Origin of the sequence: Streptomyces caniscabiei (assembly GCF_014930365.1) — a bacterium.
Taxonomy (GTDB): Bacteria; Actinomycetota; Actinomycetes; order Streptomycetales; family Streptomycetaceae; genus Streptomyces; species Streptomyces caniscabiei.
Window position 1 is genome coordinate 481,302 of record NZ_JABXWI010000005.1, and the last position, 22,034, is coordinate 503,335.

At 72.2% G+C, this 22,034-nt stretch carries 19 protein-coding genes; 6 read left to right on the top strand and 13 right to left on the bottom strand.

What is annotated here, in order from left to right; genetic code table 11:
* Positions 1-29: 29 nt before the first annotated feature.
* Positions 30-845, bottom strand: coding sequence for a lysophospholipid acyltransferase family protein (locus HW837_RS17195; RefSeq protein ID WP_045555345.1), 816 nt, complete (start codon positions 843-845; stop codon positions 30-32).
* 186 nt (positions 846-1,031) lie between these two features.
* Here HW837_RS17195 and HW837_RS17200 point away from each other — a divergent pair, with 186 nt between their 5' ends.
* From HW837_RS17200 to HW837_RS17215, 4 genes are all read left to right on the top strand, one after another.
* Positions 1,032-1,925 carry an alpha/beta hydrolase gene (locus tag HW837_RS17200; protein ID WP_193380776.1) on the top strand — a complete coding sequence of 298 codons (894 nt, stop codon included), beginning with the start codon at positions 1,032-1,034 and terminating at the stop codon, positions 1,923-1,925.
* Positions 1,918-2,625: a hypothetical protein gene (locus HW837_RS17205; protein ID WP_045555347.1), complete on the top strand. Its 708-nt coding sequence runs from the start codon at positions 1,918-1,920 to the stop codon at positions 2,623-2,625. Before HW837_RS17200 ends, HW837_RS17205 begins: the two co-directional genes overlap by 8 nt.
* A 221-nt stretch (positions 2,626-2,846) precedes the next feature.
* Positions 2,847-3,470 (top strand): RNA polymerase sigma factor, encoded by a 624-nt coding sequence (locus HW837_RS17210; protein ID WP_045555348.1) that lies wholly within the window; start codon positions 2,847-2,849, stop codon positions 3,468-3,470.
* Entirely contained in the window at positions 3,463-4,539 is a 1,077-nt protein-coding gene (locus HW837_RS17215; protein WP_045555349.1) for a CU044_5270 family protein, read from the top strand. Before HW837_RS17210 ends, HW837_RS17215 begins: the two co-directional genes overlap by 8 nt.
* A gap of 16 nt (positions 4,540-4,555) precedes the next feature.
* Here the strand turns inward: HW837_RS17215 and HW837_RS17220 are convergent, their stop codons facing one another.
* From HW837_RS17220 to HW837_RS17245, 6 genes are all read right to left on the bottom strand, one after another.
* On the bottom strand, positions 4,556-5,311 hold the full coding sequence (locus HW837_RS17220) for an endonuclease/exonuclease/phosphatase family protein (protein ID WP_193380775.1): 756 nt from the start codon (positions 5,309-5,311) through the stop codon (positions 4,556-4,558).
* 141 nt (positions 5,312-5,452) lie between these two features.
* Positions 5,453-6,406, bottom strand: coding sequence for an ROK family glucokinase (locus HW837_RS17225; RefSeq protein WP_045555351.1), 954 nt, complete (start codon positions 6,404-6,406; stop codon positions 5,453-5,455).
* Positions 6,407-6,500: 94 nt separating this feature from the next.
* Entirely contained in the window at positions 6,501-7,040 is a 540-nt protein-coding gene (locus tag HW837_RS17230; RefSeq protein WP_045555352.1) for a DUF5304 domain-containing protein, read from the bottom strand.
* A gap of 57 nt (positions 7,041-7,097) precedes the next feature.
* Positions 7,098-8,276 carry an ArsA family ATPase gene (locus tag HW837_RS17235; protein ID WP_193380774.1) on the bottom strand — a complete coding sequence of 393 codons (1,179 nt, stop codon included), beginning with the start codon at positions 8,274-8,276 and terminating at the stop codon, positions 7,098-7,100.
* Between the two features lie 315 nt (positions 8,277-8,591).
* Positions 8,592-9,032: an SRPBCC family protein gene (locus tag HW837_RS17240; RefSeq protein ID WP_045555354.1), complete on the bottom strand. Its 441-nt coding sequence runs from the start codon at positions 9,030-9,032 to the stop codon at positions 8,592-8,594.
* Positions 9,033-9,139: 107 nt separating this feature from the next.
* Complete coding sequence (locus HW837_RS17245) at positions 9,140-9,895, bottom strand: metallophosphoesterase family protein (RefSeq protein ID WP_045555355.1); 756 nt, start codon at positions 9,893-9,895, stop codon at positions 9,140-9,142.
* A 355-nt stretch (positions 9,896-10,250) separates the two neighbouring features.
* Here HW837_RS17245 and HW837_RS17250 point away from each other — a divergent pair, with 355 nt between their 5' ends.
* On the top strand, positions 10,251-12,047 hold the full coding sequence (locus tag HW837_RS17250) for an AMP-dependent synthetase/ligase (RefSeq protein ID WP_045555356.1): 1,797 nt from the start codon (positions 10,251-10,253) through the stop codon (positions 12,045-12,047).
* A 55-nt stretch (positions 12,048-12,102) separates the two neighbouring features.
* On the opposite strand, the gene HW837_RS17255 is transcribed toward HW837_RS17250, so the two are convergent.
* Both HW837_RS17255 and HW837_RS17260 read right to left on the bottom strand, forming a co-directional pair.
* A complete protein-coding gene (locus HW837_RS17255) occupies positions 12,103-13,725 on the bottom strand; it encodes a GMC oxidoreductase (protein ID WP_455567255.1) in 1,623 nt (540 codons plus the stop codon).
* Between the two features lie 158 nt (positions 13,726-13,883).
* On the bottom strand, positions 13,884-15,026 hold the full coding sequence (locus HW837_RS17260) for a glycosyltransferase family 4 protein (RefSeq protein WP_093788245.1): 1,143 nt from the start codon (positions 15,024-15,026) through the stop codon (positions 13,884-13,886).
* Positions 15,027-15,174: 148 nt separating this feature from the next.
* Here HW837_RS17260 and HW837_RS17265 point away from each other — a divergent pair, with 148 nt between their 5' ends.
* Positions 15,175-16,479: a glycosyltransferase 87 family protein gene (locus tag HW837_RS17265; RefSeq protein ID WP_193380836.1), complete on the top strand. Its 1,305-nt coding sequence runs from the start codon at positions 15,175-15,177 to the stop codon at positions 16,477-16,479.
* Positions 16,480-16,706: 227 nt separating this feature from the next.
* Here HW837_RS17265 and HW837_RS17270 read toward each other — a convergent pair whose 3' ends face one another.
* The 4 genes from HW837_RS17270 to HW837_RS17285 form a co-directional block, all read right to left on the bottom strand.
* On the bottom strand, positions 16,707-17,978 hold the full coding sequence (locus HW837_RS17270) for a Cif family virulence factor (protein ID WP_193380772.1): 1,272 nt from the start codon (positions 17,976-17,978) through the stop codon (positions 16,707-16,709).
* 54 nt (positions 17,979-18,032) lie between these two features.
* Complete coding sequence (locus HW837_RS17275) at positions 18,033-19,064, bottom strand: C40 family peptidase (RefSeq protein ID WP_045555360.1); 1,032 nt, start codon at positions 19,062-19,064, stop codon at positions 18,033-18,035.
* A 310-nt stretch (positions 19,065-19,374) separates the two neighbouring features.
* Entirely contained in the window at positions 19,375-20,412 is a 1,038-nt protein-coding gene (locus HW837_RS17280; protein ID WP_045555361.1) for a C40 family peptidase, read from the bottom strand.
* Positions 20,413-20,671: 259 nt separating this feature from the next.
* On the bottom strand, positions 20,672-22,015 hold the full coding sequence (locus tag HW837_RS17285; protein ID WP_045555362.1) for an NYN domain-containing protein: 1,344 nt from the start codon (positions 22,013-22,015) through the stop codon (positions 20,672-20,674).
* Positions 22,016-22,034 lie beyond the last annotated feature (19 nt).

A 22,034-nucleotide genomic window follows, 5' to 3' on the forward strand; every position in this document is an offset into this window, starting at 1 on the left:
GAACGCGACCGTACCCGGGAAGCGGGCGGTCACGAAGCCGGTCGGTCCCTGTCCGCGCCGTCCTTCTCCGCACGGGCCCTCTCGGCCAGTTCCCTCAGCTCCTTGGCGGCCTGCTCCTTCTCGGCCTTGGCGAGGGCGGCCCTGGCGGCCTTGTCGGCCTCCTTCTCGGCCTTGGCCGCGTCCGCGATCTGCCGCTTGGCGGCGGTCGCGTACATGTCGACGTACTCCTGGCCGGAGAGCTTCATGATCTCGTACATGACCTCGTCGGTCAGCGCCCGCAGGACGAAGCGGTCGTGCTCCATGCCCTGGTAGCGGCTGAAGTCGAGGGGCTTGCCGATGCGGATGCCGGGGCGCATGACCTTGGGCAGGACCTTGCCCGGGGGCTGGATCTTCTCCGTGTCGATCATGGCGACGGGGATGACGGGCGCGCCGGTGGCGAGGGCCACCCGGGCCAGGCCGCCGGGCTTGCCCCGGTAGAGGCGGCCGTCGGGCGAGCGGGTGCCCTCGGGGTAGATCCCGAACAGTTCCCCGCTCTCGATGACCTGTATGCCGCTGTTGATGGCGGCCTCGCCCGCGCCGCGCGCGCCGGACCGGTCCACCGGGAGCTGGCCGACGCCCTTGAAGAAGGCGGCCGTCAGCTTGCCCTTGATGCCGGGGGTGGTGAAGTACTCGGCCTTCGCGATGAACGTGACCTTGCGGTCCAGGACAGCGGGGAGGAAGAACGAGTCCGAGAAGGAGAGGTGGTTGCTCGCGAGGATCGCGGCGCCCTCGGCCGGAATGTTCTCCAGGCCCTCCACCCAGGGCCTGAAGGTGACCTTGAGCGGTCCCCCGATTGCGACCTTCATCGCGCCGTACAACAACCGATTGCCTCTCTGTGATCCGTGGAGGAGACCTTAACCCGGACGCCCGAGGAAGAGTCCGACAGGTCCGACCGGTGTCGAGCGAAGCCCCTGGTCGGTGTCAGTGCGGTCGCGTACGGTGAACCACATCCGGACTCATTCACACCCTTCTCATGAACAGGAGACCGAACCGTGCCGGTCCTTCCTGGAGCCGAGCCGTACCACCACGAGGGCGGGGAGGTGGGAGTCCTCCTCTGCCACGGATTCACCGGGTCACCGCAGTCCATGCGCCCCTGGGCGGAGTTTCTCGCCGAGCGCGGGCTGACCGTCGCGCTGCCCCTGCTGCCGGGCCACGGCACCCGCTGGGAGGACCTCCGCCCGACCGGCTGGCAGGACTGGTACGCGGAGGTGGACCGCGAGCTGCGGACCCTGCGCGAGCGCTGTACGCGGGTCTTCGTCGCGGGGCTTTCCATGGGCGGCGCCCTGGCGCTGCGACTGGCCGCGAAGCACGGGGACGCGGTGGCCGGCGTGATGGTCGTCAACCCGGCGAACAAGGTGCACGGCCCGGCCGCGCACGCCCTCCCCCTGCTCCGGCACTTCGTGCCCATCACCAAGGGCATCACCAGCGACATCGCCAAGGAGGGCGTCGAGGAGCTGGGGTACAGCCATGTGCCGCTGCACGCGGCGCACTCGCTGCGCAATTTCCTGCGCCTGGTCGACGGGGAACTGCCCCAGGTCACCCAGCCGTTGCTGCTGCTGCACAGCCCACGGGACCATGTGGTGCCGCCCGTCGACTCCGAGCGGGTCCTCGGCCGGGTGTCGTCGACGGACGTCACGGAGATCCTGCTGGAACAGAGCCACCATGTGGCGACGTTGGACCATGACGCGGGCCTGATCTTCGAGGAGAGCCACGCGTTCGTCACCCGGCTGGTGGCGGGGTCCGATGCGCCGCGCGCGACGGATCCCGCGGAGGCGGGTGTGAAGAAGTCCGACGCGGAATCCGTACAGCAGTCTGATTCGGGATCCGCGGAGCGGAACGGTCCGGGATCCTTGGAGCAGAGGGAAGGGACGGCCACTGGTGGCTGAGCACGACTCCGAGCGTGAGCCGGAGGAGCAGGGAGCGCCCCTCGGAGCCTCACCCGGCGACCCACGGGGCGACTCCTCGGGCAACTCCGCGGGCGGCCCCGCCAAGGGCGCCGGGGGCGCCTCGTCGGGCGAGGCGGCGGGCGAGGAGCAGCACGTGCCGTTCGACGAGGACGCCGCCTGGCGGGCCATCGTCGCCGGGTTCGGCGACGAGCCGCCGGACCCACCGGGTGCCAAGCCGTTCAGGTCCGTGGAGGACCTGGCCCTCCTGGAGCCCGAGCCGGAGGAGTCCACGGACAAGGCCCCGGACGGCGCCGCCGGCCCCGCGGCCCCCAAGCCGCTCGGCAGCTCGGTCGCGTTCGCGCCCGGTGTCGGGGCGGGCCCGCGCGACTACAGCGTGCCCGACCCGGTCGGCGAGGACACCGGTGACGAGGACGAGGACGGCGACGACGGCGAGGGTCACTTCGTGCCGCCCGAGCCGCCCCCGCTGCCGGAGGCCGACGCGACCGCCAAGTTCGCCTGGCTGGGCGTGGCCGGCGGCCCGGTGCTGCTGCTGCTCGCCGTACTGCTCGGCTGGGAGATGACCTGGTGGCTCACCACCCTGGGCATCGGCGGCTTCCTCGGCGGCTTCGCCACGCTGGTAATGCGGATGAGGGAGGACGACGAGGACGACGACGATCCGGGGCGGGGCGCGGTCGTCTGACCCCACCGCCACCCCACCGACGTCACCACCGCCACCGACGTCGCGTCGCGCACGAGGGCCCGCCCGGGATCGTTCCGGGCGGGCCCTCGCCGTCGCCCGGCGCCACGACACGCTTTCTCTGCGGCGGAACGGAACTCGATTCCGGTGAACGGCGAAGTACGGGTGCACGACCCGAACGAGCCCAAGCCTTCGAGGCGTTCGGACGAACGAGAGGAGCCCCGATGCCCGTCGGACCACCGGGACTCGGCACCCGCGAGCGAGAGCGCGAGGAGAGTGACGCCCGTGTGATCGAGCGGTCCCGGGACGAACCCGAGCTGTTCGCCGTCCTCTACGACCGCCATGCCGACGCCGTCCACCGTTACGCGGCCCGGCGGCTCGGTCCCGAGGCGGCGGAGGACCTGATGGCGGAGACCTTCGCCATCGCCTTCCAGCGGCGGCACACCTACGACCTGGAGCGGCTCGACGCCCGCCCCTGGCTGTTCGGTGTCGCCACCAACCTGCTCGGCAGGCACCGGCGGGCCGAGGCGCGCCGCTTCCGGGCGCTGGCCCGGCTGCCGGAGCCGGTGGAGCACGAGGAGCCGGTCGCGGACCGGGCGGTCGCCAGGGCCGGTGCCACGGGGGTGCGCCGGGAGCTGGCGGCGGCGCTCGCCGGGCTGTCCGCCCGGCACCGCGACGTGGTGCTGCTGGTGGCCTGGGCCGGCCTCGACTACGAGGAGGCGGCCCAGGCCCTCGGCGTGCCCGTCGGCACGGTCAGATCCCGGCTGAACCGGGCTCGCGGCAGACTGCGCGAGGCACTGGGCGGATCCGATCCGACCGCTTTCCGAGAGGCAGACGCCCATGCGTGACATCGACGACCCGAGGACCCTGGGGGAGCTGCGGGACCTCGCCGACTACGACGCGGGGGCGCCCCCGCTGGACGAGGAGACCCGGCGGCGGGGGCGGGCCCGGCTGCTGGCCACGATCACCGCGCCGGACGCGGACCGGACACGGAAGCCGGCCTTCCGGCTCGCCCCGCCGGTCCGTCGCCGTCCGGTCCTGCGGATCGCGCTGAGCGGGCTGGTCGCCGCCGCCGTCACCGCCGGTGTCCTGGTCGCCGTGCAGGAGGACGGCGACGACGGCCGGGGCGGGACCGCGAAGCCGCCGGTGACCGACCTGCCGCCGATGCGGAACGTGAGCGCGCGGACGGTGCTCAACGGGGCGGCCGCGTACGCGCGACAGCACGAGAAGCAGGTCAGCCCGCGGGACGACCAGTTCATGTACACCAAGGAGATCATCAAGGAGACCGACCAGAAGACCGGGAGGACGAAGACCCACGTCGCCGAGAACTGGCGCTCGGTGGACGGCTCCAAGCGTTCGTGGGTCATGGAGCTGGGCAAGGGGTGGTGGGCCCCGCCGCTGGCCGCGAACGAGAGCGTGTGGCCGCCGCAGGACTGGAGCAGGCTGCGGAAGCTGCCGACCGACCCGGAGCAGCTGATCCTGGCGGTCCAGAGGGAGTCCTTCGGACGCCAGGGGAAGAACGCCTCCCTGGACGACATCACCGACGAGGAGTGGATGCACATCCACTTCAGCCTCGCCGGGCTGCTCAAGCTGGTCCCGGTGATGCCCGAGGGGCTGCGGCCGGCGGCGTACGAGGCGCTCGGGATGGTGCCGGGGGTCAAGGCGGTGCCGAACCAGAAGGACGCCAAGGGACGGGTCGGCGTGGCCATCACCTACCAGGCCCCGGACCTGCCCGGGGGGAGCTTCGTCTACGGCGGCTACTTCATCTTCGACCCGGTGACGTACGCCTTCCTCGGCTTCCGCGACGTGCGCACCTCGGGCGACGGCAAGGACATGAAGACGTACACCCAGCTCTCGTACCTGGACAGTTGGGCGATCGTCGACCGGGCCAAGGAGTACCCGTCGGCCGCCGGGTAGCGGCCGTACGACTGCTCTAGGTCTCGGCGGGGACCCTGAGGGCGGCCAGGACCGGGAGGTGGTCCGTGGCCGCCCTCAGGTCGTCGTCGGTGAGGCCGGGGACGTCGAGGGGGACGCCGCAGCCGAGGACCTCGATGCCGGGGGTGGCCAGGATCGCGTCGATGCGCTGGTGGGGGTCGGTGGGGGTGGAGGTGTACTCGCCGCCCCACGGGGTGGTGGTCCAGCAGTCCTGGAGTTCACCGGCGAGGCGACGGAAGGTCGGGCCGTGCGGGCGCTCGTTGAGGTCGCCGCCCGCCACCGCGTGCGGCACACCCAGGCCGGCGAGGTGGTCCAGGAGCATGCCCCCCTGCTCGTACCGCTCGTCCTTCTGGAGGGAGAGGTGGCAGGACAGCACACCGAGGCGGGCGCGGCCGAAGCGGACCACCGCCGTGGCGAAGCCGCGCCGGTGCAGGCCGGGGGTGAGGGGCAGGAGGACGTCCTCGGCGTGCTCGACCGTGGCGCGGAGGTTGCACAGCAGCGCGGGCCCGGAGGCGGTGGCCCCGCCGGAGAGGGTGACCAGGCCGGAGGCGGCGGCGAGCCGCGCGAGCTTCTTGCGCCAGCGGAAGAAGCGGGGGGCCTCCTGGACGAGGACCAGGTCGGGGGCGCAGGCGGTGATCACTCGGGCGAGGGCGTCCGTGTCGTCGCGCATGGAGCGGATGTTGTAGCTGAGGACGCGGATGGTTGCCGAACCGTCGGGGTTCGTGCGGGAGTTGGGCAGCGGGGTGGTCGCCATGCGGATCAAGATACGCGGCGGAGCTCCGCTGGGAGAGCCGGGAAAAAGCGGGTCGTTCGTTCGACTGACGGCCGGTGGGGGCTGGTCGCGCAGTTCCCCGCGCCCCCAAATGCGGGGCGCGGGGCTGTCGCGAGCCGGTGGCTACATGATCGGGTCGGGTTCTCTCGCCAGGTCCGCCGCGCCCACCAGGCCCGCCTCGTTGCCCAGCCGGGCGGCGATGACGTCGGCGACCGGGCGCCAGTTGCCGCCCACCAGCCAGCGCTTGTAGGACTTGCGGATGGGGTCGAGGACCAGCTCGCCCTCGTCCGACAGGCCGCCGCCGACGATGAAGGCGGAGGGGTCGAAGAGCGAGGCGAGGTCCGCGAGGCCGGCGCCGGCCCAGCGCGCGAGTTCGCGGTAGGAGTCGACGGCGACGGGGTCGCCCTGGCGGGCGGCCATGGAGATGTGCTTGCCCTCGATGCCGTCGGGGGTGCCGTCGCCGAGGCCGAGGAGGAGCTCCGCGTTCTCCGGGGTGGCGTTGGCGCGCTGCTTGGCGTACCGGACGAGGGCGCGGCCGGAGGCGTACTGCTCCCAGCAGCCCTGGCTGCCGCAACCGCACAGCAGGCCGTCGGGGACCATCCGGATGTGGCCGAACTCGGCGGCCACGCCGTAGTGCCCGCGGCGCAGCTTGTTGCCGATGATGATCCCGCCGCCGAGACCGGTGCCGAGGGTGATGCAGATGACGTTGCGGTGGCCCTTGCCCGCGCCGAACTTGTACTCGCCCCAGGCGGCGGCGTTGGCGTCGTTCTCCACGACGACCGGCAGGCCCACGCGGGCCTCGACCTTCTCCTTGAGCGGCTCGTTGCGCCAGTCGATGTTGGGGGCGAAGTAGACCATCGACCGCTCGCGGTTGACGTAACCGGCCGCGCCGATCCCGACACCGACGATCTCGTGTCCGGCTCGCGCGCCCTCGACGGCGGCGGCGATGGCGTCCACGATCCCCTCGGGCGTGCCCGGGGTCGGCACCTTGTGGGTCGAGAGGATGTTGCCTTCCTCGTCGACCACACCGGCCGCGATCTTGGTACCGCCGATGTCGACGCCGATGGTGAGTCCCATGAATCCCTCAGTTCGGTCGAGCCCCGCTACGGCCAACCGTACCCGAGGCCCTGCCCCTGGACTCCCGGCGTCCGCCCGCCGGACGGGCCCGCCGTCAGTCCAGGTCGATGCGCTCGCCGGGCCCCTGATCGTCCCCCTGGTCGCGACCCTGCTGGTGGCCGGTGTCCCGGTTCGTCCAGCGGCGCTCCTGGGCCTCGACGGCGGAGCGGTACGCGGCGAGGAGTTCACCGCCGGCGGCGGCGAGATGGTCGAAGACATCCGGGTTGCGTTCGATGACCGGTTCGACGGCGGCCTTGGCCTGGCGGACGACCTGGTCGACCATCTGCTGGGCCGCGCCGCCGGCGACCGCGCCGAGCAGCGGCGACTGGAGCCCGGACAGCTTGTCCGCGACGGTGTCGACCAGCTTGCGCAGTTCCTCTGCGGCCGAGCCGGGGGGCGGCCCGTACCGGGCGCGGCGGCGGGCCTTCTCCGCGATCAGGTCCTCCTCGCACGCCGTGGCCCAGGCGTCGGCGTCGGTGGCGCGCACACGGTCGCTCTCACGTCCCTGCTCGGCCGTCCGCACCTCTTCGGCCGCGTCCCTGCGAGCGGCCGCGTCCTCGCGAGCGGCGTCGGACGGGGGGCGCTCTTCGCTCATGGCGGGCTCCTGCCTACGGTTCGTACCTTCGACGTTACCCGAACGGACGTATGCGGTTCACCGGGTCCGGGGCCACAACTGCGGGTCCGGCGCGAATCGGATCCTCAGGGAGCCCTCGCGCAGGGCCGCGCCGTCGACGGTGCAGCGGCGCAGTGCCGACGGCAGCGGAACGATACGGCGGAACTGGCCGGCCGTGACGACCAACTCGTCGCCGCGCCGGATGAGATCCAGCTCGTCCCGTATCGCGCCGGGCAGCGGGATGTGCCACACGAGCACGCCCTCGTCCGCGAGGTTGTCGGTGACGGGCCAGGCGGCCCGTGCGGGAGCGTCACCCGTACCGGGTACGCCGAGGGCGGTGAGGTCGTCGAGGCCGCGGGGGTCGTGTCCGAGGTGGCCGACACCCCGTACGGGCCGGCCCTCGCCCTGCTCCTGCCACTCCTCCAGCGCCTTGCGCTGCTGGGCGACGAGGCCGGCGAGCCAGGTGTCGTGGGTGCCCTGGGGCAGGACGCGGTTGGCGATCAGCAGGTCGACGGGGAGGGCCCGCAGGGCGAGTCCGACGCTCGCCAGGCGCGTGTGGTCGGCGCCGGCCGGGCCGGGCTCGGCGATCAGGCGCACGCTGGTGCCGGGGTCCTCGACGATCGCGGCGACGGCGGCCAGCTCGACGTCCCAGCGGGCGGCCGTCTCGTAGAGCCACTCGGCGGGCATCGGCACCCCGGCGAGCCGTCCGAGGACCGGCCGCAGCGCGCGGGCCGCCTGCCGTTCCGGCGGGAGCAGCCGGCGCAGGTACCGCCGCAGTTCCTCCGGGAGGCCGAGCAGGGCGAGGGCCTGCGGCGCGGGCGGCAGGTCGACGACCAGCAGGTCGTACGCCTCCGACAGCGCGGCGTCGCGCAGTGCCCGCAGCAGGGCGAGTTCCTCGGCGCCCGGCAGGGGCGTGAGCTCCTCGGCGTCCAGCCGTCCGGCGCCCAGCAGGTCGAGGACGGACGCGGCGCGCTCCTGGAACGCGACGAGGTCCTCGCGGAAGCCGGCGGCGGCGTCGGGGCGCCAGGCGGTGAGGCCCGGCGCCACCCGCACGGGCTCGGGTCCCGTGGCCGTGCCGAGGGCCGCGCCCAGCCCGTCCGTGCGGTCGGCGCTCAGCACGAGCGTCCGCGTGCCCGCACGGGCCGCGTCCAGCGCCGTGGCCGCAGCGACCGTCGTACGGCCACTGCCGCCTTGCCCGGTGATCAGGATGGTGCGCATGGGGGTGAACGGTAACTCAGCGCGGCCGACCTCGGTGCCCGGCACCGGGGCGCGGCCGGGGCAGGAGGCGCTTACCGGCGCCGGCAGGGCGCCACGTACGCCCGCCCTCCCCCGTCACCCCAGCGGCACGACTGCCCGCAGCCGGGGCGGGGGCGGGCGGGGGAAGAGGGCGAAGCCCGATTCCCAGGGGCGCGGGGAACTGCGCGATCAGCCACGACGGACCCGCGGCCGCCCTCCATCCCGGCCCCCCGAGCCGTCACGCGCCCGACGGCACCCTCCACCACCAAGGCGTCGGGCGGGCGGGTGGGCAAGAACCTACGCCCCCGACTCCACCCGCTTCTTCAGCCCCGCCAGCGCCCGGTCGATGATGACCTTCTCCGCCTTGCGCTTGATCATCCCGAGCATGGGGATCTTGACGTCGACGGTCAGCTGGTAGGTCACCTCGGTCACCGAGTCACCCACCGGCTTGAGGAGGTAGGAGCCGTCGAGGGAGCGGAGCATCTGGGACTTGACCAGCGTCCAGGACACCTCGTTCGCCCCGGTCCAGGTGTACCCCAGCGTCTGGTCGTCCTTGATCGCGCCCGCGTCCATGACCAGCCGGACCTGCTCGGCCCGCCCCTGCTCGTCCGTCCGGAGGACTTCCGCCTCCTTCACCTCACCCGTCCAGTCCGGGTAGCGGGCGAAGTCGGCGATCACTGCCATGACGTCGGCCGCCGCAGCCTCGATCGTGATGCTCGAACTGGTGAATTCCGCCATCGCCGTGGCTCCTCCAGAGACTGTCCGGTGAGGGACGTGGGTGCGCACGTATGTGCAGCGTGAAGGCTACCGCGCGCCCGCCGAACCCTCGCCACCCCACCCGGCGTTCACCACTCCAGCGCCCACGGTTTCCCCCTGCCCGCGAAGTGCCCGACGTTGACGCACTCCGTCGCGCCGATCCGCATCCGCCGGGCCAGCGGCTGGTGGACGTGCCCGAACAGCGCGTACCGGGGTCGGGTCCTGCGGATCGCCTCCAGCAACGCCCGGCTGCCGCGCTCGAATCGGCGCGCCACCGTGTCGTAGACCAGTTCGGGCACCTCCGGCGGGATGTGCGTGCAGAGCACGTCGACCTCGCCGACCGCCTCGATCTTGGCCGCGTACTCCTCGTCGCTGATCTCGTAGGGGGTCCGCATGGGGGTGCGCAGGCCGCCGCCCACGAAGCCGAAGACCCGGCCGCCGATCTCCACCCGCTCGCCGTCGAGCACGGTGGTCCCCGGCCCCGCGTACTCCGGCCACAGCTTCGGCATATCGACATTGCCGTAGGTGGCGTACGTCGGTGTGGGGAAGGCCGCGAACAGCTCGGCGTATTGCTTGCGGACGGCCTTCTCGATCACGGCGGAGCGGTCCTCGCCCACGCCCGCCCAGAGTCGGGCGCCGAGTTCGCGGGCCTCCTCGAACCGCCGGGCGGTGCGCAGTTCGACGAGCCGGGTGGCGTTCTCGGCGCCGAAGAGGTCGGGGAAGATGCCGCGGGAGTGATCGGCGTAGTCGAGGAAGAGGACGAGGTCGCCCAGGCACACCAGGGCGTCGGCACCCTCACCCGCTCTGGCCAGGTCGCGCGCGTTGCCGTGCACGTCGCTGACCACATGAATGCGCGTTCTGCCGTTACCGTCCGGTGTGCGTGCCATGACGATCAAGCGTAGGCGTGTGCGGCATACGTGAACAGAGCCGGTCGGACGTGCGGTTACTGGCCAGTCAGCAAGTGAGGGGATTATTCTTCCCGGGAAGAGCCCCCATGTGTGACGCGGAGAACATCTCACCGGACCCCCCTCGCGGAGAGGCCATACCGACGGGTAACGTCCGGGCAGTCCAGTTGTGCTCAGGTTTTCAACGAGTAAGGCCCAAGGAACTACGCGGGACCTGAGCGCTCGCCCAGCCTTGGACCGCACCGTCGCAGCAACACAGAGTCGTGGCGCCGGCGCCCTATGAGGAGCAGCAGTCTTGCGCGAGTTCAGCCTTCCGGCTTTGTACGAGGTCCCGACGGACGGCAATCTGACCGACATCGTCCGCAGAAACGCCGCGCAGCATCCCGATGTCGCCGTCATCGCCCGCAAGGTGGGCGGCGCCTGGCAGGACGTGAACGCGGTCCAGTTCCTGGCCGAGGTGCGCACGGCGGCCAAGGGGCTCATCGCCGCCGGGGTCCAGCCGGGCGACCGCGTCGGTCTGATGTCCCGTACCCGCTACGAGTGGACCCTGCTGGACTTCGCGATCTGGACCGCCGGCGCGATCACCGTGCCGGTGTACGAGACCAGCTCGCCGGAGCAGGTGCAGTGGATCCTCGCCGACTCGGGCGCGACCGCCATGATCGTGGAGCTGGACGGGCACACGGCCGCCGTCGAGTCGGTCCGCGACCGGCTGCCGGCGCTCAAGCACGTCTGGCAGATCGAGGACGGCGGGGTGGAGGAGCTGGGCCGCCTCGGCCAGGACGTCACCGACGCGGCCGTCGACGAGCGCAGTTCGCTGGCCAAGGCCGACGACCCGGCGACCATCGTCTACACCTCGGGCACCACGGGCCGCCCGAAGGGGTGCGTGCTCACCCACCGCAGCTTCTTCGCCGAGTGCGGCAACGTGGTGGAGCGGCTGCGGCCCCTGTTCCGTACGGGCGAGTGCTCGGTGCTGCTCTTCCTCCCGCTCGCGCACGTCTTCGGTCGGCTCGTGCAGGTCGCGCCGATGATGGCGCCGATCAAGCTGGGCACCGTGCCGGACATCAAGAACCTCACCGACGAGCTGGCCTCCTTCCGGCCGACGCTGATCCTCGGTGTGCCGCGGGTGTTCGAGAAGGTCTACAACTCGGCCCGCGCCAAGGCCCAGGCGGACGGCAAGGGCAAGATCTTCGACAAGGCCGCGGACACGGCGATCGCCTACAGCAAGGCGCTGGACGCCCCGTCGGGCCCGGCCCTCGGTCTGAAGATCAAGCACAGGGTGTTCGACAAGCTCGTCTACAGCAAGCTGCGCGCGGTGCTCGGCGGCAAGGGCGAGTTCGCGATCTCGGGCGGTGCCCCGCTGGGCGAGCGCCTCGGCCACTTCTTCCGCGGCATCGGCTTCACCGTCCTGGAGGGCTACGGCCTCACCGAGTCCTGCGCGGCGACCGCGTTCAACCCCTGGGACCGGCAGAAGATCGGCACGGTCGGGCAGCCGCTGCCGGGTTCCGTCATCCGGATCGCGGACGACGGGGAGGTACTGCTGCACGGCGAGCACCTGTTCAAGGAGTACTGGAACAACCCGGGCGCGACCGAGGAGGCGCTGGCCGACGGCTGGTTCCACACCGGCGACATCGGCACCCTCGACGAGGACGGCTATCTCAGCATCACGGGCCGCAAGAAGGAGATCATCGTCACCGCGGGCGGCAAGAACGTCGCCCCGGCCGTGATCGAGGACCGCATCCGCGCCCACGCCCTGGTCGCGGAGTGCATGGTGGTGGGTGACGGGCGGCCGTTCGTCGGCGCGCTGGTCACCATCGACGAGGAGTTCCTGGGCCGTTGGGCCGCCGAGCACGGCAAGCCGGCGGGCGCCACCGCGGCGTCGCTGAGCGCGGACGCCGATCTGAACGCGGCCGTCCAGGCCGCGATCGACGACGGCAACGCCGCGGTGTCGAAGGCGGAATCGGTGCGGAAGTTCCGCATTCTGTCCTCCCAGTTCACGGAGGAGTCGGGCCACCTGACGCCGTCCCTGAAGCTCAAGCGCAACGTGGTGGCGAAGGACTACGCGGACGAGATCGAGGCGATCTACCAGAAGTAGTCCGCTCCACCAGTAGTAGTCCGCTCTACCAGCAGTAGTCAGACATGTACGACGATCATGGCGCGGTGTCCTCCACGAGGACCCGCGCCATCGTGCGTTCGGCGAGCGCGGTGATCGTGACGAACGGGTTCACCCCGATCGAGCCGGGCACCAGCGAACCGTCGGTGACGTACAGCTTCGAGTAGCCCTTCACCCTTCCGTAGCCGTCGGTCGCCCTGCCCAGCACGCAGCCGCCCAGCGGGTGGTAGGTGAAGTCGTCGGCGAACACCTTGTTGGACGAGCCGAACAGGTCGTACCGGTACATCGTGGAGTTGGCGGAGTTGATCCGGTCGAAGAGCTTCTTGGCCATGGACGAGGAGACCGCGCTCTGGGCGGCGCTCCAGCCGAGCTTCGCCGAGTCGCCGGCGGCGTCGTAGGTGAAGGAGGCGCGCTCGGTGTTCTTGGTGATCGCCAGATAGAGGCTGACCCAGTGTTCGAGGCCGGTGGGCAGGGGGGCGATCTCGGCGAAGACCGGGTTGGCGGTGTTGGCCCAGTCGTCGATGCCCATGACCGGCATGGTCGACTGGTTCTCCCCGACCGTGTCCCAGAGGTGGTTGGCCCGGCCGAGCATCACATTGCCGTTGGGGCCCCAGCCGGCGCCGACACTGGCGTCCAGGGCGGGGAGGGTGCCCTTCGCCCGCGCGCGGACGAGCAGTTCGGTGGTGCCGACGCTTCCGGCGCCGAGGAACAGGTAGGTGCAGCCGTACTCCTTGGTCTCGACGACCGTGCCCGTGCCGTCGAGACGGTCGACGGTGACGACGTACGTCCCGTCGCTCAGCCGGCGGATGCCCCTGGCCCGTTCCAGGGTGTGGACGGTGACGTTGCCGGTGCCGAGGGCGGCGGCCAGATACGTCTTGTCGAGGCTCTTCTTGCCGTGGTTGTTGCCGTAGATGACCTCACCGGCGAGGGCCGACTTCGTCGCGGTGCCGGCGGCCTCGCGCTGCATGTGGCCGAAGTCGTAGACGCTGGGCACGAAGGTGGTCCGCAGGCCGGTCTTCTCGGCGTGGGCCCGGGAGATCCGGCTGAAGCGGTACCACTCGGTGGACTCGAACCACGCGGGGTCGACGGTGTTGACGCCGAGCATGGCGCGGGCGCGCGGGAAGTACGTGGAGTACATCTCGGCGGTGTCGACGGTCGGGAACTGCTCGGCGAAGTACGAGCGGAGCGGGGTGACGGCCATGCTGCCGTTGACCAGGGAGCCGCCGCCGACGCCCCGGCCGAGGAAGACCGACATGTTGGCGTAGCGGACCCGGTCCAGGACGCCGGGGTAGGGGCTGATGTCCTTGTTGACGACGTCCAGCCAGAGGAAGGTGGCGAGCGGCGCCTCGGTCCGGGTCTTGAACCACATGGACCGCTCGTCCGGCTCCCGGGTCGAACAGAAGATCTTGCCGTCGGCGCCGGGGGTGGTCCACGCCTTGCCCATCTCCAGGACGAGGGTGCGGATGCCGGCCTGACCTAGGCGGAGGGCGGCGACGGCGGCGCCGTAGCCGGAGCCGATGACGATCGCCGGGGCGTTGTCGACGGCGTCGGGCTCAGCCGCGTGGGCGGACTGGAGGCCGATGCGGGTGAGGCCGAGGCCGGCCGCCGTCTGAAGGGCGGCCATACCAAGGATGTGACGTCTCGTCAGCTGACGCTGCATCAGTTTTGCTGTCATGTGCGCAGCATGTGCGGATTTTCCGGCTCCGGCTAGGGGCTCCGCCGTGCCGGGTGGCGCCTACCGGGGTGCCGGGTGCTCTTGAAAGGCGAGTTCCGGTCGTCTTGTGGCTGGTCGCGCGGTTCCCCGCGCCCCTCCCGGGGCTACAGCAACGTTTTCAAAGTTTCTGCCAACAGGTCCCAGCGCCATTTCTCCTCCACCCACTCCCGGCCCCGCTGCCCCATGCGTTCCCGCAGCTCCGGGTCGCCGAGGAGCGTGACGACGCGCTCCGCGGCCTCCGTCGGGGAGCCGCCGCGTACGACCCAGCCGGTCTCGCCGTCGAGCACGGCGTCGGGGGCGCCGCCGGAGTCGCCCGCGACGACGGGCAGGCCGGTGGCGGAGGCCTCCAGGTAGACGATCCCCAGCCCCTCGACGTCCAGGCCGCCCCGGCGGGTGCGGCACGGCATGGCGAAGACGTCGCCGGCGCCGTAGTGGGCGGGCAGCTCGGACCAGGGGACGGCGCCGGTGAAGCGGACGGACCCGGCGACCCCCGTCTCGTGGGCGAGCCGGCGCAGCTCCTTCTCGTACGGTCCGCCGCCGACGATCAGCAGCACCGCCTCGGGCTCCGCCGCGAGGATGCCGGGCATCGCCCGGATCAGCGTGTCCTGCCCCTTGCGCGGCACGAGCCGCGAGACGCAGACGACGACCGGGCGGTCGGTGAGGCCGAGCCGGGCGCGGACCTCGGCGCCGCCGGAGCCCGGGTGGAAGGTCTTCTCGTCGACGCCGGGCGGCAGTTGGACCATCCGCCCGGCCGCCTCCGGGGTGAGGGCCGTGGCGATCCGGGAGCGGGTGTACTCGCCCAGATAGGTGATCGTGTCCGTGCCCTCGCCGATCCGCCGCAGCAACTGCCGGGCGGCGGGCAGCTGGGCCCAGCCCGCCTCGTGGCCGTGCGTGGTGGCCACCAGCCGCGTCGCGCCCGCCCGGCGCAGCGCGGGGGCCATCAGGCCGAGGGGGGCCGCCGCGCCGAACCACACCGACGTACAGCCGTGCTCGCGCAGCAGCGAGACCGCGCGGCGGGTGACGGCGGGCGTCGGCAGCAGCATGGTCGTCCGGTCGCGGACGACGGTGAAGGGCTGCTCGGCGTCGAAGGCGGCCGTCGCCTCGACGCCCTCGCGGCTCCGCTTCCACGTCGACGCGTAGACGACGATGCGCTCGGGGTCCAGCCGCAGCGCCATGTTGTGCAGGAACGCCTGGATGCCGCCGGGCCGGGGCGGGAAGTCGTTGGTCACGATCAGGGTCTTGTGCATCGCCGCCGACCCTACCGGCCGCCCCCGGGCACACCCCGCCGACCCCGGCCATGCCGCACGGCCGCCGCACAGCCGGACGGGGGATCATGTCCCTCACCAACACGAACCGGTGCGCGGACGGACAGGGACTCACGTGGCTCAGACGGACATGACGGTCTCTCGTCGACGGCTCCCGTTCGGGCTGCTCGCGCTCTGGGGCTCGACCCGGGTGCTCCTGCTGCTGTTCGTCTTCAAGGTGTTCGTGTTCCCGGGACCGGACGTCACCGGCGACGTCTCGGTGATCTACCACGGCTGGTACGGGACCCTGCGCGCGGGAACGTATCCCCTGGACGACGTCACCTGGCAGTACCCGCCCGCCGCCGCCCTCGCGATCCTCTCCCCCGCGCTGCTGCCCTTCCTGGACTACGCCTCGGCCTTCTTCGTCCTCGCTCTCCTCGCGGACCTGGCGGTCCTCGCGCTCCTCCTGTACGCGGGCACGCGGCCCGGGAGGACCTGGCGCGGCGCCCGGGTGTGGGTGGTGGGCCTGCCCCTGCTGGGTCCGACCGTGTACGCCCGGTACGACGTGATGGTGACGGCGGTGGCGGTCGCCGCGCTCCTCGCCGGCAGCCGCCATCCGCGCGCCATGGGGGCGCTGACGGCCTTCGCGGCCCTGCTGAAGGTGTGGCCGGCGCTGCTGCTCCTGGGCGCCCGCCGGCCCGCCGCCTGGGCCTGGGCGGCGGCCACCGGCCTGGTGCTGGCGGTGGGCTTCGCCCTGGCCATGCCGGGTGCCTTCGCCTTCCTGACCTTCCAGCGCGACCGGGGCACCGAGGTGGAGTCGCTGGGCGCGCTCGTCTTCCATGTGGCCCGGCAGTTCGGCTGGGACGGGGAGGTCCTGCTCAACTACGGCTCGGTGGAGTTCCTCGGCCCGTACGTCGGCATCGTCAGCGACGCGGCCCTGGCGCTCAGCGGGGTGGCCTTCGCCTGGCTGCTGCTGTGGCGGGTGCGGGCGCGGCGGTTCGCGCCGCACACGCTCGCGGACGCGGCGTTCGTGGGGGTGCTGCTGTTCACGGCGACGAGCCGGGTGATCAGTCCGCAGTACATGGTGTGGCTGGTGGGGCTGGCCGCCGTCTGTCTCTGCTTCCGGGCGAGCCGTATGGGGCTGCCGGTGGTCATGGTGCTGGTGGCGTGCTTCGTGACCGTCCTGGAGTTCCCGGTCTGGTTCGGCCATGTCGTGGCCAGCGACTGGCTGGGCGTCACGCTGCTCTTCGTCCGCAACGGCCTGCTGGTTCTGGCGGCGCTTCTCGCGGGGGTGGAGTTGTGGAGGGGGGCGGTGGGGCCGGGGGTGCGTTGTCGGGTGCGGCCCGGTGGGGCTTCTCGCGCAGTTCCCCGCGCCCCTGAAAAGCAGGGGCTGCGCCCCGTGCTTTTCACCCCGCAGCCCGGTGAACTCTCAGACCCACAGGACCGTCGGCTCTGAGACCCGCAGGACCGTGGTCTTCCCGACCCGCAGGACCGTGGTCTTCCAGGCGCGCAGGGCGGGGCTTCCAGGCCCGCAGGGCCTGGGTTCTTCAGGCCGGCGGAGCCTGGGTCTTCAGGCCCGCAGGGCCTGGGCTTTCAGGGGCGCGGGGAACTGCGCGAGAAGCCCCACCGGGCCGCACGCGACAACGCACCCGACAACGCACCCCACGGCACACCCCCCTCCCCTCACCCCAGCTGTGCCCGCGCGTACTCCCTCCACCGCTGCGTGAACTCCCCCACCGTCGTCCCCAGAACCTCCTCCAACGCCCCCTCCACCGCCCCCTCCCGCTCCCCGTGCGCCCCCACCGCCCGGTAGAACTCGTCCAGCCGCACCTCGCCCCAGCGGTCCGCGATCAGCCGGCAGGCCAGCCACCCGCTCTCGTAGGCCTGCGCGAGCGTGCCGGAGTCGTCGGCGAAGCCGAAGTCCGCGTCGGCGGGCAGCGCGTCCGGCAGCCGCCCCTCCGCCAGCGCCCGTTGCAGCTCGGGGGCCACCTCGCGGGCCGCGCGACCCGTGCCCCGGTAGCCGACCCAGTCCGCGTAGCCCTCGGAGAGCCACAGCGGGGTCGCCGCGTTCGTGTGGGCGCGGGTGGCGACGTGGGTCGTCTCGTGGGTCAGGACCACCTGCTTGCCGAAGTCGCCGAGGACGGCGTACGCGTCGGGGTTGACGACGATCCGGTCCGCCGGCGCCTTCGCCTCGCCCCCCGCCTCCCCGGTGGTGACCGCAGCTATCCCCCGGTACCCGGAGGCCGGTGACCCCAGCAGCCCCGCCATCTCGTCCAGCGACTCCGGTACGACGACCACGACGCGACGCGCCCAGTCCTCGCCCCACGCCTCCGTCACGGCGGGCACGGCCCGGTCCGCCAGCGTCGTGTAGGCGCGCAGGGCGTCCGCCGACCGCCCGACCCCCAGCACCAGGCTCCGTTCTCCCCGTACCGCGACGATCCGCCCCTGCTCCCAGAGCTGTTCGGTGCCCTTCTTCGAGGGCTCGTCGGCGGCGACCCGCCACGTCCCGTCGTCGTCCCGGACGAGGGTCAGGGTGCGTACGGCGGTGACGGGCGCCTGGTCGTAGCCACGGATCCGGTAGCGCAGGGCGGCCTCGGCGGTGGCCCGGTCGCCGGTGCGCCGGAAGGAGTTCAGGTCGTACGACCAGGAGGACAGCGGCAGACCGCGGAGGTTGGCGAACTCGGCCGCGCCGGTGGCCAGTTGACCGGCGACGGAGGAGTCCGGCGCCTCGGTGGCGCGGTAGGCCGCCCCGTCCCGCTCCAGGACCGCCTCGGCCCGCCGGTCGAGCATCCGCTCGACGTCGGCGCGGGCGCCGTCCGACGCCGCGTTGCCGCCGCAGCCGACGAGGACGGCGAGCGCGAGAGCGACCGCCGAGGGGACCCTGGCGCGTCCCGGGAGCCCGCGCCGGACCCCCGGCCCGGACCGGGAACGCGTCGTGCGCCTTCGACCAGCCACGTTCCCGATCGTACGGGGCTCCGGCCGCCTCGCGACGGCCGGAGTCGGCGGCGGTCAGGGGCGGGTGACCGAGGCGATCGGCATCATGCCGACGGGGTCGTAACGGACCGGGGCGCCCGGGTAGGGGGCGTGGATGACCTGTCCGTTGCCGACGTACATGCCGACATGGCTGGCGTCGGGCCGGTAGGTGACCAGGTCGCCGGGCTGGGCCTCGGAGAGCGGGACCTGGGTGCCGGCGTACCGCTGGGCCTGCGAGGTGCGGGGGAGGCCGACGCCGGCCTGCCCGTACGACCAGACCATGAGCCCGGAGCAGTCGAAGCCGTCAGGGCCGGTGGAGCCCCAGACGTACGGCTTGCCCAGGGCGGAGCGGGCCGCGGCGACGGCGGCGGCCGCCCGGCCGTTGGGGGCGACCGCGCCGGCGGGCTCGGGCATGTCGGTGCGGCCCGAGGTGGTGGAGCGGGAGGCGCGGTCGTACGCGGCGCGCTCCTCGTCCGGGAGGGAGTTGAGCAGCTGCCGGGCGGCCGCGAGCTTGCCTTCGACGGTCCGCTTGTGCCGGGCGACGGCCTTGCGGCTCTTCTCCAGCTCGGTCAGCTTGCCGCCGGCCTCCGCGCGGTTCTGGTGGAGGTCGCGCAGGGCCTGCTGGAGGTCGTGGAGTTCGCCCGCCTGGTGGGCGCTGATGCGGTCCAGGGCGGAGGCCCGGTCCAGATAGTCGTCGGGGTTCTCGGAGAACAGCAGGGCGATCGACGGGTCGAGGGCGCCGGAGCGGTACTGGGCGCCGGCGAGCGAACCCAGCGACTCCCGCATGGTGTTGACGCGGTCCTGCTGCCGGGCGATCGCGTCCTGTGCGGTGCCGACCTGCTCGCGCAGCGCGTCGGCGCGCTCGTCGGCCTTGTTGTACGCCTCGGTGGCCCTCTCGGCCTCCTCGTACAACCGGTCCACCTCGGCGCGGGTGTTGTCGTGCGGCGCGGCGGCGGCCGGCTGGACGGGGATGGCGCCGAGGGCGGCGGCAGCGGCGGACAGCACACCGAGGGCGGCGGCCGCGCCCCGGTCGAACCCGGACGGTACAAGGCGACTGTGGGACACCACGGGAAGCCGCACTCCCTTCGACGGTGGACAGGGCCCTCCCCGGCCCGGAGGGCGCCCCCGGCAGGGGTGCGCTCACGGCGGGTGAGGGAGGCGCGGCCGACAGTAGCCGCGCGACGGTCTCCCAGCCAAAGACCTCCGCGGCAACAGAGCGTGACGTCCGGCCTGGGACCCAGGTCACCAGCGGGTGAAGGGGTCAGCACGAGGTGCGGGAATTCGCCCGTTCGGGCGGCACCGTGTCCTGATCTTGAAGAAAAACAGGGCCGATCGTCACACTGTGTGACGATCGGCCCTGTTCGAGGCGGAACGGGTGTCAGCCGCCGATGCGGACACCGAACTGGAAGCTGCCGATCGTGCTCATCGACTCGTAGCGGACGACCTTGCCCGGATACGGGGCGTGCAGGACCATGCCGTTGCCCGCGTAGAGGCCGACGTGGCCGAGGTCGTTGAAGAACACCAGGTCGCCCGGCTTGAGCTGGTCGCGCCCGATCTTCGTGCCGTCGTTCTGCTGCGTGTACGTGGTCCGGGTGATCGAGACACCGGCCTGGGCGTAGGCCCACTGGGTCAGCCCGGAGCAGTCGTAGGAGTTGGGGCCGCTGCCGCCGGAGACGTACGGCTTGCCGACCTGGGTGTCGGCGGCCGCGAGGGCGGCGGCGCCGTAGCTGGACGCGGGCGCCTCGTCACCGAGTTCGACGCGTTCCCCGGCGTCGCGGCTGGCGCGGGTCTCCTGCTCGTCCAGGGCGGCCTTCTCCTCGGCCGTCAGGGTGTTGAGGAGCTTCTGCGCGGCGGCCAGCTTGCCCTGGACTTCCTTCTTCTTGTCGGCCAGGGTCTCGCGGGTCTCCGCGAGGTCCTCCAGCTTCTCCGTGGCCTCCTGGCGCTGCTGCGCGAGCGCGCGCTGCTTCTCCTGGATCTTCTTGAGCGCCTCGACCTGCTGGCTGGTCAGCTGGTCGAGGGTGGCGGCCTTGTCCAGGTAGTCGTCCGGGTCGGCGGAGAGGAAGAGCTGGATCGAGGAGTCGATGCCACCCGAGCGGTACTGGGCGCTGGCCGCCAGGCCTATGCCCTCACGGAGCTCGTTGAGCTCCTCCTGGCCCTTGGCGACGTTGTCCTGGATCGTGGAGATCTCTTTTTCGAGCTTCTCCTGCTTCTCCTCGGCCCCGTTGAGCTTGTCGGTGGCCCGCCCGGCGTCCTCGTAGAGCTTGTGCACCTTGGCCTGGACGTCGTCCTTGCTCGGCTTCTCGGCGGGCGCGGCGTTGGCGGCCTGCGAGGTCAGGGCCACGGCAGCGGCGGCGGCAGAGGTGAGCACGGTCACACGCGCACGGCTCGGCTGCTTGGGTCGACGGTGGGACGCCACGGTAGGTGAACTCCTTCTTGTGAGCGACCGGCCGGCGGGGACTCCGGCGACGATCACCCGTTCAGAGGTTTGAGCCCAGACCCTAGTGACCCAATGGTGATCACTTCAAATCCCCCACAGGAAAAATCCCGTCCCAGGGCGCACAATTTACACTCAACACACATGCGGTAGCGCTCGGTTGACGCTACGTTGCGCAACATTTCGATCAATTCGGGCATAGCGCCTGTTCGTTACCCTTGGTGTGAACGTGACCGAAGGGTCAGGAAAGCCGCTTGAGGAGCACCGCGGAGGCGACCGGCCGGGCTCCCGCCTTGGCGATCCCGTCTGCCACCTCACGGTCGGTGGAGACGACGATGACCGGCCGGCCGGGCGGTTCGGCCCGCACCAGCTGGCGGATCAACTCGTCGGCGGTGACACCCGGTTTGGAGAACAGCACCCGCACCCCGCGCGGCGGCGCGAGCAGCACCGGCGCGGCCAGCTCCGCCCCGTCGAAGACACAGGTCACCTCGGCGCCGGTCTGGGCGGCGAGCTGGGAGAGCTGCCCGAGGAGCCGGAGCCGCTGCTTCTCCAGCGGCATCTGCGGATAGCCGGTCTTGGTGACGTTGTAACCGTCGACGACGAGATGCGCCTGCGGCAGCGCCAGCAACTGGTCCAGGATCGCCGGGTCGTTCTCCGACAGCGCGCGGGCGGCGATGTCCTTCGGCGTCATCCGCCCCGGCTCGACCGCGTCGACGGTCTCGGCGGGCCGTACGGAGACCGGCGGCAGCGCCAGCTCCCGCCGCAGGCCCTGGGCCGCGTCCAGCACGGTGTCCAGCAGCAGCCGTACGCGCATGTCCTCGACGCTGCGGCCCTCACGTGCGGCCCGCCGGGCGGCCTCCAGGGCGGCCTCCGCCTCGCCGAGCCGGGCCTTGAGCCGCCGGGTCTCGCTCTCGGCGGCGGACACCTGGGCGTGGCTCTCGGCGCGCAGGGTCTCCATCTCGGCGTGCAGCTTGCGCAGAGCCGCCTCGCCGCGCTTGACGTCGCTGAGGGCGGCCCGGAGCTTGCGGTGCAGCGAGTCGGCGTCCTTCTTGGCCGCCTCCAGCTCCGCCCGCAGCCGTTCCGTCTCGGTCTTCGTGTGGCCGCGGGCCTCGGCGAGCTGCTCGCGCAGCCGCTCCAGCTCGGCCCGGCTCTCCTCGTCGGCGCGCTCGGCGTCCGCCCGCAGGGCCTCCTCGCCGGCGGCGGCGACCAGCTTCACCCAGCCCGTGGGGCGCAGCACATAGGCCGCGGCCGCCACGTCCAGCGGATCCGCGGCCGGGGGCGGCGCGCCCGTGTCGAGGGCACCGGCCAGCTCCGGGTGGGCCTCCCTGAACCGTTCCCCGATCCGCTGTCTGAAGAGCGTGTCGCTCTCCACCGCGGCCGCCATCGCGTTCCCGGCGAACTTCACCCGGCGGTTCGGGGCGAACCGGGCGTACTGCCTGAGCTGGGCGGGCAGTTCGGCGACGGTCAGTCCGCCGAAGCCGTCGGAGACGATCTGCACGACGCGCTTGCGGACGCCCTCGGGCAGCGGACGGTCGAGCACCTCAGCGGCGCCGTCGCCCGGCCCCCCGCCTGAGCTCTCCACCATCCGTCACCCCAATATCTGT